6 protein-coding genes are annotated in these 11,833 nt (G+C 71.6%); 3 read left to right on the forward strand and 3 right to left on the reverse strand.

Features of this window, described 5'->3' with window-relative positions; translation table 11 throughout:
- Positions 1–184: 184 nt before the first annotated feature.
- The 3 genes from mfd to BIV25_RS25125 all read right to left on the reverse strand — a co-directional run bounded on the left by mfd (position 185) and on the right by BIV25_RS25125 (position 7,299).
- Positions 185–3,730: a transcription-repair coupling factor gene (gene mfd / locus BIV25_RS25115; RefSeq protein WP_071374674.1), complete on the reverse strand. Its 3,546-nt coding sequence runs from the start codon at positions 3,728–3,730 to the stop codon at positions 185–187.
- Positions 3,731–3,931: 201 nt separating this feature from the next.
- Positions 3,932–6,514: an ABC transporter permease gene (locus tag BIV25_RS25120; RefSeq protein WP_071374675.1), complete on the reverse strand. Its 2,583-nt coding sequence runs from the start codon at positions 6,512–6,514 to the stop codon at positions 3,932–3,934.
- Positions 6,511–7,299 carry an ABC transporter ATP-binding protein gene (locus BIV25_RS25125; RefSeq protein ID WP_071374676.1) on the reverse strand — a complete coding sequence of 263 codons (789 nt, stop codon included), beginning with the start codon at positions 7,297–7,299 and terminating at the stop codon, positions 6,511–6,513. Before BIV25_RS25125 ends, BIV25_RS25120 begins: the two co-directional genes overlap by 4 nt.
- Before the next feature lie 471 nt (positions 7,300–7,770).
- On the opposite strand from BIV25_RS25125, the gene BIV25_RS25130 reads away from it, so the two are divergent.
- From BIV25_RS25130 to BIV25_RS25140, 3 genes are all read left to right on the forward strand, one after another.
- Entirely contained in the window at positions 7,771–9,303 is a 1,533-nt protein-coding gene (locus BIV25_RS25130; RefSeq protein ID WP_071374677.1) for an MFS transporter, read from the forward strand.
- 255 nt (positions 9,304–9,558) lie between these two features.
- Positions 9,559–9,993 (forward strand): DUF485 domain-containing protein, encoded by a 435-nt coding sequence (locus BIV25_RS25135; protein ID WP_071374678.1) that lies wholly within the window; start codon positions 9,559–9,561, stop codon positions 9,991–9,993.
- Positions 9,990–11,636: a cation acetate symporter gene (locus BIV25_RS25140; protein ID WP_371273065.1), complete on the forward strand. Its 1,647-nt coding sequence runs from the start codon at positions 9,990–9,992 to the stop codon at positions 11,634–11,636. Before BIV25_RS25135 ends, BIV25_RS25140 begins: the two co-directional genes overlap by 4 nt.
- Positions 11,637–11,833: the final 197 nt, after the last annotated feature.

Below are 11,833 nucleotides of genomic sequence, written 5' to 3' on the forward strand. Positions count from 1 at the left end.
TTCCCTTACGGTAACCGCCCTGCAGGCAAGGGAAGATGGGGCCCAAAGGGGCGTATCCACGCAATTCGCGAACGAGTCGGGGCATACGGGGGCCTCCCGGGGGAGTACGGCCGCGGCACCCGTGCGCCCGGTCACTCCGCACCCCCGCACGCCCGGCCTTGACGCGGCCCTCGGGGTCCGCCCGCTACGACCCGAGGACCGAGGCGAGGAACTCGCCGACCCAGCCCAGCAGTTCGCGGCCGACCAGCGGCTTGCCGCCGATCTTCGCGGGCTTCGGGCGCGGGACGAGCACCTGGTGCACGGCCGGCTTGATGACCGTGCCCGGGTAGAGGCGCTTGAGCCGCAGTTCCTGGGACTCGCGCAACTCCACGGGCGCGAAGCGGATGTTGCTGCCCTGGAGCACGATCTCGCCGACACCGCACGCACGCGCGAGCATCCGCAGCCCGGCCACCAGCAGCAGGTTCTCCACCGGTTCGGGCAGCTTGCCGTAGCGGTCGGTGAGTTCCTCGCGGACGGCCTTGATGTCCTCCTCGCTGTTGACGGAGGCGATGGCGCGGTAGGCCTGCAGGCGCAGGCGCTCGCCGGGGGCGTAGTCGTGCGGGACGTGCGCGTCGACGGGCAGCTCGATCTTGACCTCGAGCGGTGCCTCCTCCGCCCCTCCCGCCGAAGGCTCCCCTGTCTCCAGCTGCCGCCGGTAGTCCGCGACGGCCTCGCCGACCATGCGGACGTACAGGTCGAAGCCGACGCCCGCGATGTGGCCGGACTGCTCGCCGCCGAGGAGGTTGCCCGCGCCGCGGATCTCCAGGTCCTTCATCGCCACGTACATGCCCGCGCCCATCTCGGTGTGCTGGGCGATGGTGGCGAGGCGTTCGTGCGCGGTCTCGGTCAGCGGCTTCTCCGGCGGGTACAGGAAGTACGCGTACCCGCGCTCGCGGCCTCGGCCGACGCGGCCGCGCAGCTGGTGCAGCTGGGAGAGGCCGAAGGTGTCGCCGCGCTCCACGATGAGGGTGTTGGCGTTGGAGATGTCGATGCCGGACTCGACGATCGTGGTCGAGACGAGCACGTCGAACTTCTTCTCCCAGAAGTCGACGACGACCTGCTCCAGCGCCTGCTCGGACATCTGGCCGTGCGCGGTGGCGATACGGGCCTCGGGGACGATCTCACGCAGCCGGGCCGCGGCCCTGTCGATGGACTCGACGCGGTTGTGGATGTAGAAGACCTGGCCCTCGCGCAGCAGTTCGCGGCGGATGGCGGCGCCGATCTGCCGCTCCTCGTACGGCCCGACGAAGGTGAGCACCGGGTGGCGCTCCTCGGGCGGGGTGGTGATCGTGGACATCTCGCGGATGCCGGTGACCGCCATCTCCAGGGTGCGCGGGATGGGCGTGGCCGACATGGTCAGCACGTCGACGTTGGCGCGGAGCTTCTTCAGCTGCTCCTTGTGCTCGACGCCGAAGCGCTGCTCCTCGTCGACGATGACCAGGCCGAGGTCCTTGAACCGGGTCTCGGAGGAGAAGAGGCGGTGGGTGCCGATGACGACGTCCACCGCGCCGTCCTTCAGGCCCTCCAGGACAGCCTTGGCCTCCGTGTCGGTCTGGAAGCGGGACAGGGCCTTCACGCTGACCGGGAACTGGCCGTACCGCTCGGAGAACGTGCCGAAGTGCTGCTGCACCAGCAGGGTCGTCGGCACGAGGACGGCGACCTGCTTGCCGTCCTGTACGGCCTTGAAGGCGGCCCGCACCGCGATCTCGGTCTTGCCGTAGCCCACGTCGCCGCAGATCAGGCGGTCCATGGGGACCGTCTTCTCCATGTCCTCCTTGACCTCGGCGATGGTGGTGAGCTGGTCCGGCGTCTCGGCGTAGGGAAAGGCGTCCTCCAGCTCGCGCTGCCAGGGCGTGTCGGCGCCGAAGGAGTGGCCGGGGGCGGCCATGCGCGCGCTGTAGAGCTTGATCAGGTCGGCGGCGATCTCCTTGACGGCCTTCTTGGCGCGGGCCTTGGTCTTGGTCCAGTCCGCGCCGCCCAGACGGTGCAGGGTGGGCGCCTCGCCGCCGACGTACTTGGTGATCTGCTCCAGCTGGTCGGTCGGGATGTAGAGCCGGTCGCCGGGCTGGCCGCGCTTGGCGGGCGCGTACTCCACGACGAGGTACTCGCGCGTGGCGCCCTGCACGGTGCGCTGCACCATCTCGATGTAGCGGCCGACGCCGTGCTGTTCGTGGACGATGTAGTCGCCGGACTCCAGGGTCAGCGGGTCGATCGTCTTGCGGCGGCGGGCCGGCATCCGCGCGCCCTCGCGGCCGGCGGTGCGCTGGCCGGACAGGTCGGTCTCGGTGAGCACGGCGAGCTTGAGACCCGGGTCCACGAAGCCGTACTCGATCGAGCCGCAGGAGACGTGCACGATCGACGGGGTCGGTTCGGTGAGGTCGGTGTCCAGGCGGGCGGCGATGCCCTCGCCGCCGAGGACCTCCACCGTCCGGGAGGCCGGGCCGTGGCCCTCGGTGACGAACACCGCGCGCCAGCCGTCGGCCAGCCAGCCCTTGGTGTCGGCGAGGGCCCGCGCGGTGTCGCCGCGGTAGGTCTCGGGCGCGTGCATGCCGAGCTTGAGGGTGTCCGCGTCCGACTCCTCGTCGGCGGCGAACGGCGAGACCGACCACCACATCATGTCCAGCTCGCGCGCGCGGTCGCGGACGTCTGCGATGGACCACAGGGAGGCCGCGCCGACGTCGATCGGGGCCTCGCCGCCGCCCGCGGTGGCCGCCCAGGAGGCCTGCAGGAACTCCTGGCTGGTGGCCACGAGGTCGGCGGCGCGCGTACGGACCCGCTCCGGGTCGCAGACGACGGCCATGGAGCCCTTGGGGAGGACGTCGAGCAGCAGCTCCATGTCGTCCACGAGGACCGGCGCGAGGGACTCCATGCCCTCGACCGCGATGCCTTCGGCGATCCTGTTCAGCAGCTCGCCCAGCTCCGGGTGCTCCTCGGCGAGGGCACGGGCGCGTGCGCGGACGTCGTCGGTGAGGAGCAGTTCGCGGCACGGCGGGGCCCACACGCCGTGCTCGGCGACTTCGAGGGAGCGCTGGTCGGCGACCTTGAAGTAGCGGATCTCCTCGATGTCGTCGCCCCAGAACTCCACCCGCAGGGGGTGTTCCTCGGTGGGCGGGAAGACGTCCAGGATGCCGCCGCGCACGGCGAACTCGCCGCGCTTCTCGACCAGTTCCACGCGCGCGTAGGCAGCGGCGGCGAGGGCTGCCACGATGTCGTTCAGGTCGGCGCTCTGACCGGTCCGCAGGGACACGGGCTCCAGCTCGCCGAGGCCCTTGACCTGCGGCTGGAGCACGGAGCGCACGGGCGCGACGACGACGGAGACCGGGCCGGTCTCGGGGTCGTCGGGGCGGGGGTGGGCCAGCCGCCGCAGGACGGCGAGGCGGCGGCCGACGGTGTCGCTGCGCGGGCTGAGCCGCTCGTGCGGGAGGGTCTCCCAGGAGGGGTACTCCACGACGCCCTCTTCGGGCAGCAGGGAGCGCAGGGCGGCGGCCAGGTCCTCGGCCTCACGGCCCGTCGCCGTGACGGCCAGCACCGGGCGGCCCGCCTCGCGGGCGAGGGCGGCGACCGCGAAGGGGCGGGCGGCCGGGGGGCCGACGAGGTCGACATGCATGCGGTTGCCGTCCGCGGCCGCCGTGATCGCTTCCGCGAGGGCGGGGTCCTTGACGAGGGCGTCGAGCAGACCGTGCAGGCTCATGTGGGCTTTCCGTCCGAGGGGTGGGCAACGTCCCCCAGCGTACGACGCTGCCGACGTCGCCGTCGGGCCTGTGGACAACCCGGTGCCGGGGAGTCCCGCAGAACTCCCCGGCACCGGGTCTTTCCCCCGCAACCCCCGTATGCGGTGGTCGTAGGACCAGCTGCGGCGCAGCTGGCCGCCCCTGTGGGCGACGGTCGGGCGCTAGTCCGTCGCGATGGCGTTCAGGACGTTCATGCGGCCCGCGCGGAACGCCGGGACCAGGGCGGCGAACAGGCCCACGAAGGCCGAGGCGACGAAGACCGTGATGATCGTCGGCCAGGGGATCTCCAGGATCTTCAGGCCCTGGAGGGCCAGGAGCTTCTGGGCGGTCGCGCCCCAGCCCATGCCCAGGCCGAGGCCGAGCAGGGCGCCGAAGAGGGCGATCACCACGGACTCCAGGCGGATCATCCGGCGCAGCTGGCGGCGGGAGAGTCCGATGGCCCGCATGAGGCCGATCTCCCGGGTCCGCTCGACCACCGACAGGGCCAGGGTGTTCACCACGCCCAGGACGGCGACGATGATCGCGAGGGCGAGGAGGCCGTAGATCATGTTGAGCAGCTGGCCGATCTGGTCCTTCAACGCCTTCTTGTAGTCGGTCTGGTCGCGCACGGTCAGCTGCGGGAAGTCGTCGTGCAGGGCCGACTTCATCGCCTTGTAGGCGGCCGCCTGCTGTCCGTCCCTGGCGGTGGCGAAGACCATCTGGTCGAGCGGCATCCGGTCGGCGGGCACGTGCTGCGCGAGCGTCGCGATCGACGTGTACATGGCGCCCTGGTCGATCACGTCGTCGCTGCTGGTGATCGCGCGGACCGTCAGGCGGGCGGCGGAGCCGTCCTTGAACGCCACGGTGATCTTCGAGCCGAGGTGGATGCCGTGCGCCCTGGCGAACTTGTCGTGGACGGACATCGAACCGGGCAGGTAGGCGTCCTTGAGGTCCCCGGCGACGGTCTTCTTGCGCAGGTCGGTCGCGTACGTCGGGTCGGCCGCCGTGATGTCCGTGTCCTTGAGCGTCCGGCCGTCCGGGGTGGTGAGGTCGGCCAGGGTCGGCCGGTACTCGGTGACCCGCGCGAGCTGCGGGGTGGCCTTGATGAGCTTGACCGCCTGGGGGGTGATGAGCTGCTGGTTGTCCGGCTGGACGATGAAGTCCGTGCCGACGGTCTTGTCGAGCTGGTCGGTGGCCGAGGCCACCATCGAGGAGCCGACCACCGACAGACAGGCCACCAGGGCCAGGCCGATCATCAGGGCCGCGCCGGTGGCGCCGGTGCGGCGCGGGTTGCGCAGCGCGTTGCGCTCGGCCATGCGGCCCACCGGGCCGAAGACGCGCAGGATGACCGCGCCGAGGACCCGGACCAGGCCGGCGGCGAGCAGCGGGCCGATGACGACGAAGCCGATCAGGGTGGCCACCACACCGAGGCCCAGCCAGCCGGAGCCGGCCTTGGCCTTGTCGGCGGTGGCGGCGACGTACAGGCTGTAGCCGCCGGCGCCGGTGAGGAGCAGGCCGATCACGGCGCGGACCGCGCCGGCCTTGGCGTCGGCCGGGGTGCCGGCGTCGCGCAGGGCGGCCATCGGGGAGATCTTGCCGGCCCGCCGTGCGGGCAGGTAGGCGGCGAGGACGGTGACCACGACGCCGAGGAGCAGGCCGACCGTGGGAGTCGTCCAGGCGATGGTCAGGTCGTCGGTGGACAGGTGCATGCCCATCTGGCCCATGAGCTTCATCAGGCCGACCGCGATGCCGACGCCCGCGCCGACGCCGAGCACGGAGCCGATCACCCCGAGCAGCAGGGCCTCGATCAGCACGGACCGGTTGACCTGCTTGCGGGAGGAGCCGATGGCGCGCATCAGGCCGATCTCGCGGGTGCGCTGGGCGACCAGCATCGAGAAGGTGTTGATGATGAGGAAGATGCCGACGAGGAGGGCGATCCCGGCGAATCCGAGCATCGCGTACTTCATGACGTTCAGGAAGCTCTTGACGCTCTTCTGGTTGGCGTCGGCGACCTCCTTGGCGGTCTGCACCTTGTAGCCGTGGCCGAGGGCGGCCGTGACGTTCTTCTTCAGCTGGTCGTTCGTCACGCCCTGGGCGGCGGTGACGTTGACGTTCGTGTAGACACCGGTCCGGCCGACCAGGGTCTGCTGGGCGGTCTTCGTGTCCAGGTAGAAGATGGCCGCGCCCGGGTTGGTGACCTTGAAGGCGGCGATGCCGGACACGCGCGCGTGGTGCGTGCCGACGACCGAGATCATGCCGATGTCGGAGCCGATCCTCAGGTGGTGCTTGTCGGCGGTGTCCTTGTCGACCATGACCTGGTCCGGGCCCCTGGGTGCCGTACCGGCGGTGATCTGCATGGTGCGGGCGTCGTTGCCGTTCCAGCTGCCCACGATGGTCGGGGCGCCGCTGCTCGGCGACAGCTTGTCCTTGTTCGCGTCGATCACGGTGACCGACGTGGAGAACACCGTGCCCTCGGCCGACCGCACGCCCTGGGCGCCGCGGACCGTGCCGAGCACGGCGGCCGGCAGGACCGGGGGCTTGCCGGTGGTGGAGGTCGTCTGGCCGGTGTCGGAGGAGCCCTTCGCGCTGACCGTCACGTCCGAGGCCGTGGCCTGGAACAGCTTGTCGAAGGTGGTGTTCATCGTGTCGGTGAAGACGAGGGTGCCGCACACGAACGCCACCGACAGCAGGACCGCGACCGCCGAGAGCGCCATCCGGCCCTTGTGCGCGAAGAGGTTGCGCATCGAGGTCTTCAGGACAGTCATGACGTACGTCCCCGGGCGTCGAAGTCCTTCATCCGGTCCAGGACCTGATCGGCCGTCGGCTGGTACATCTCGTCGACGATCCGGCCGTCGGCGAGGTACAGCACCCGGTCCGCGTAGGAGGCGGCCACGGGGTCGTGGGTGACCATCACGATGGTCTGGCCGAGTTCGTCCACGGAGCGGCGCAGGAAGCCGAGCACCTCGGCACCCGCGCGCGAGTCGAGGTTTCCGGTCGGCTCGTCCCCGAAGATGATCTCCGGGCGGGCGGCGAGCGCGCGGGCCACGGCGACGCGCTGCTGCTGTCCGCCGGAGAGCTGGGTCGGCCGGTGCCTGAGCCGCCCGGCGAGCCCGACGGTCTCCACGACGCGGTCCAGCCAGGCCCGGTCCGGCTTGCGGCCGGCTATGTCCATGGGCAGCGTGATGTTCTCCAGCGCGTTCAGGGTCGGCAGCAGGTTGAACGCCTGGAAGATGAAGCCGATCCGGTCGCGCCGCAGCTGGGTGAGCTTCTTGTCCTTCAGGCCGGTGATCTCGGTCTCGTCCAGGTAGATCTGCCCGGACGAGACGGTGTCGAGGCCGGCAAGGCAGTGCATCAGGGTGGACTTGCCGGACCCGGAGGGGCCCATGATCGCGGTGAACTGGCCGCGGGCGATGTCCACGTCGACGTGGTCGAGGGCGACGACGCGGGTCTCGCCGGACCCGTACGCCTTCACGACCTGCCGCGCCCGCGCGGCAACGGCCGTAGTCCCTCCAGTACCCCCGTGCCTGGGAATGGTCACAGCCGATGTCACGGTATGTCTCCTATGTCGGTTGGCAGGTCGGTGCAGGGTGCCCCGCGGTGCGGTGCGTCGTCCTGAGTACGTCGATGAGTCTCGCGGTCGGCGGCGGTGCCTCGCGCTGGTGCGAAGCCCCGTCTTTCCCGGGGGTAAACCCCACCCCCGCCGGTTCGGTCAGCCGCCCCCCAGCGGCGTAAAGCCAGGTTAAGGAACGCTCCCGGCCCCTCTCCTCCTCCGCCCGGACGAACCCTCCCCGAGCCCTGGTACGGAGACACCCTTAGGGGTCCTCCGCCCTGCGGCGGAGACCGTCTCGGGGTCGTCTCCACCCTTCGACGCCCCGAGCCTCCACCCTCCCCTTGCGTCAGGGTCAAGTCCGCGGGCTCGCGGGGGTCTCGCGGCGTGCAGATGGTTGCAAGGGGCACGGGGTAGGTTCCCCGGGGATCCGGGGATGTCCGGCGGTCCGGGACACATGGGGAGGGGTCAGCGGTGGGGAGTACACAGCCCGCGATACGCGGCGGCACCGGCGAGCGGCACGGCACACGGCGGCGCGGGGCGGTCGTCGCCGCGCTGATGCTGTCGATGGCGCTGGCGGCGCTCGACTCCACCATCGTCTCCACGGCCGTACCGCAGATCGTCGGCGACCTCGGCGGGTTCTCCGTCTTCTCCTGGCTGTTCTCCGGCTATCTGCTCGCCGTGACCGTCTCGCTGCCCGTCTACGGCAAGCTGTCCGACACCTTCGGCCGCAAGCCGGTGCTGGTGGTGGGCTCGGCCGTGTTCCTGCTGGGCTCGCTGCTGTGCGCGGCGGCGTGGAACATGGCGGCGCTGATCGCGTTCCGGGTCGTGCAGGGCCTGGGCGGCGGGGCGTTGCAGGGCACCGTGCAGACCCTGGCCGCCGATCTGTATCCGCTCCAGGAGCGCCCGAAGATCCAGTCGAAGCTGTCCACGGTGTGGGCGGTGTCGGCGGTCGCCGGCCCGGGGCTCGGCGGACTGCTCGCCGCGTACGCCGACTGGCGCTGGATCTTCCTGGTGAACCTGCCGATCGGCGCGGCCGCGCTGTGGCTGGTCGTCCGTCATCTGCACGAGCCCGCACGGGAGTTGCCGAAGACTCCCGAAGGGGCCGGGGGCGCGGAGAGGCGGGCACGCGCGCGCGTGGACTGGGCCGGGGCGCTCGCGGTGTTCGCGGCCGGCGGCGTGCTGCTGACCGCGCTGGTGCAGGGCGGGGTCGCCTGGCCGTGGCTGTCGGCGCCCTCGCTCGCGCTGTTCGCGGCGGGTCTCGCGCTGACCGGGGTGGTGGTGCGGGTGGAGCGGCGGGCGGCGCAGCCGATCATCCCGGGGTGGGTGTGGCGGCGCCGGACGATCGCGGCGGTCAACCTGGCGCTCGGCGCGCTGGGGCTGCTGATGGTGGCGCCGAGCGTGTTCCTGCCGACGTACGCGCAGTCGGTGCTCGGACTCGCGCCCGTGGCGGCCGGGTTCGTGCTGTCGGTGTGGACGCTGAGCTGGCCGGTGTCGGCGGCGCTCAGCCAGCACGTCTACCGGCGCATCGGCTTCCGCGACACCGCCCTGCTCGGCATCGGCCTGGCGACGCTGATCCTGTTCGCGTTCCCGTTCCTGCCCTACCCGGGGTCCTGGTGGCAGCCGACGCTGCTGATGCTGCTGCTGGGCGGCGCGCTGGGGCTGTTCCAGCTGCCGCTGATCGTCGGGGTGCAGTCGACGGTGGGCTGGTCGGAGCGGGGCACCACGACCGCGTCCGTGCTGTTCTGCCGGCAGACCGGACAGACCCTCGGCGCCTCGCTGTTCGGCGCCGTCGCCAACGGGGTGCTGGCCGCGCGGCTCGGCGGTGCAGGCGATCTGGACTCCGTCACGCGCGCGTTGGACGCCGGTACGGCCCCGGGCGCGACCCGGCGGGCGATCGCGGACGCGGTGCACGCGGTGTACCTCGGCGCGGCCTGCGCGGCGGCCCTGGCCTTCCTGGTCCTGCTGTTCCTCGCGCCGCGGCGGTTCCCGGTGCGCACCGAGTGAGCGGCAGCGCCCGGCACGGCCGGGTGGGGCACGGCGAGGTGGGCGGGGCGGAGGGCTGCGGCCCGGCACGGCTTGGTTAACGCCGGTAACACCCCAGGTCGGAAACGTTTTTGCGAAGTAAGCGCATACCGACCGGCCAGTTCGGCGAAAACGCCGCGCGGCCCGGGTACCCGCGAGTAGCGTGCGGGGCTCCGCCCACCCCCCACCTCCCTGCGGTCCGCCGCCACGGACCCGAGCCACGCAAGGAGCCCCGGGATGTCCCACGACCCGTCGCACCCCCCACACCCGCCGTACGAGCCGCAGCCCTCCGCCCCGCTCACCTTCCCCTGGCAGCCGCCGCCCCCCGAAGCGGCGCACGTCCCCCACCGCCCGCCCCGCACACCCGTCGGTCACCACCGCGATCTGCGCGTCCTGCGCGGCGCCTACCGCTGGCAGCGGCGCACCGCCACGCTCACCGCGCTCGGCTACTTCACGCTGTTCCTGGTGCTGTCCGCGGGCGCGCCCGGCGTCATGACCCGCCCGGTCGTCGACGGCATCCCGGCCGGCCTGCTGCTCGCCCTGCTCCAACTGCCCGTCACCTGGCTCGCGATCGCCCTGTACGAGTACACCGCGCGTGTGCACGTCGATCCGCTCGCGGACCGCATCCGCGCGGAGGCCGCGCTGGACGCCCGGCGCGGAGCGGTCCGATGAGCGCGGCCGCCGTCTCCCCCGCCGTGTGGGGCCTGACCTCTTTCAGCGGCCGGACGCAGACCATGTCCCTGGTCGCCTTCTCCGCCGTCGCCACGGTGACCCTGCTGCTGTGCGTGATGACCGGCCCCGACCACGACGACCTCGACGAGTTCTACACGGGCTACGGCTCGCTGTCCCCGCTGCGCAACGGCCTCGCCATCGCCGGCGACTACATCTCCGCGGCCACGGTCCTCGGCACCGGCGGCGTGATCGCCCTGTGCGGCTACGACGGGCTCGTGCTCGCCCTCAGTACGGCGCTGTCGCTGATGCTGCTGATGTTCCTGCTGGCCGAACCGCTGCGCAACGCGGGCCGGTTCACCATGGGCGACGCGCTCGCCCGCCGGCTGCCCGGCCGCTGCGTGCGCGTCACGGCCTGCGTGGTGACCATCGCCGCGCTGCTGCCGCTCATGCTGGTCCAGCTCGCCGGAGCGGGGCAGCTGATGGCGTTCATCCTGGGCTTCTCGGACGCGTCGCTGAAGACGGCGTGCGTCGTGGCGCTGGGCGCTCTGATGATCGCGTACGCGGCGATCGGCGGCATGAAGGGCACCGCACTGATCCAGATCCTGAAGATCGTGACGCTGGTCGGTTCGGGCGCCGTGGTCGCCGTACTGATCCTGCGCCGCTTCGACTGGGACCCGGGCGCCCTGTTCTCCGCCGCCGCCCGGCGCAGCGGTGCCGGGCCCGCCTTCCTGCGCTCCGGGCTGGAGTTCGGCACCTCGGGCCGCTCCCGGCTCGACATGATCGCCTCCGAGCTGACCGTCGTGCTCGGCGGCGCCTGCCTGCCCCACATCACCATGCGCATGTACACCGCCTCCAGCGCCCGCCAGGTGCGCCGCTCGATGTCCTGGGCGGTGTCGATCGTCGCCCTGTTCGTGCTGGTCATCACGGTGGTCGGGGTCGGCGCGACCGCACTGCTCGGCCACGGCGTGATCGCCGGGGCCGATCCGCAGGGCAACACGGCGTACCTGCTGGGTTCCCGGGCGGCGTTCGGGGCGGACGTGTCGATGCCGGAGACCTTCCTGTTCACCCTGGTCACCACCGCGATCTTCCTCACCCTGCTCGCCTCGGTGGCCGGAATGATCCTCGCCTGTGCCAACTCCCTCGCCCACGACGTCTTCGCCGCGCGCGTGCGGGAGATGCCGCCCCGGCGCGAGATGGCCCTCGCACGCGTGTCGGCACTCGCGATCGGCGTGCCGACGATCCTGCTCGCCACCCTGGTGCAGCACCACAGCCTGCAGCCCCTGGTGACGCTCTCCTTCTGCCTGGGCGCCTCGGCCCTCGAGCCCGCCCTGGTCTACGGCCTCTTCTGGCGGCGCTACACCCGCGGCGGGCTGCTGGCCACGCTGATCGGGGGCACGCTGAGCGTGCTGCTGCTCATGCCGGGCACCAAGCTGGTCTCCGGCTCGCCCCTCGCGGCGTTCCCGCACGCCGACTTCGTCTACTTCCCGTTCACCACGACCGGCATCGTCACCATCCCGGCCGGCTTCCTGTTCGGCTGGCTCGGCACGCTGGCCTCCGGGCGGGCGAAGGCGGAGCAGCAGCGGCGCCAGTACGAGGCGGTGGAGGGGTGGATCCTCGCCGGGGCCGTACGCAGGGGGAATTGACGGAGAGTCACAAATCTTCGCCATCGAGGCATGTGGACGTTCGGTGATGACCAGTTAAACAGCAACAGGTGCAAGCTTGTTGACACCTTGTGACTGATACGATCATGCCACTTTTCGGTAGGCTGACGGCGCGTCGTGATGACGCGCACGGGGGAAGTCTGCAAGGCCCCGTCGCTAAGGAGTGGATGTTGGTCCGC

It is taken from the genome of Streptomyces sp. MUSC 14 (assembly GCF_001866675.1).
Classification (GTDB): Bacteria; Actinomycetota; Actinomycetes; order Streptomycetales; family Streptomycetaceae; genus Streptomyces.

Excerpts from the sequence above, each read along its gene's own strand:
- BIV25_RS25135 (WP_071374678.1), top strand. The coding sequence starts at position 9,559 with ATGTCCCACGACCCGTCGCACCCCCCACACCCGCCGTACGAGCCGCAG.
- BIV25_RS25120 (WP_071374675.1), bottom strand. The coding sequence starts at position 6,514 with ATGACTGTCCTGAAGACCTCGATGCGCAACCTCTTCGCGCACAAGGGC.
- BIV25_RS25140 (WP_371273065.1), top strand. The coding sequence starts at position 9,990 with ATGAGCGCGGCCGCCGTCTCCCCCGCCGTGTGGGGCCTGACCTCTTTC.
- mfd (WP_071374674.1), bottom strand. The coding sequence starts at position 3,730 with ATGAGCCTGCACGGTCTGCTCGACGCCCTCGTCAAGGACCCCGCCCTC.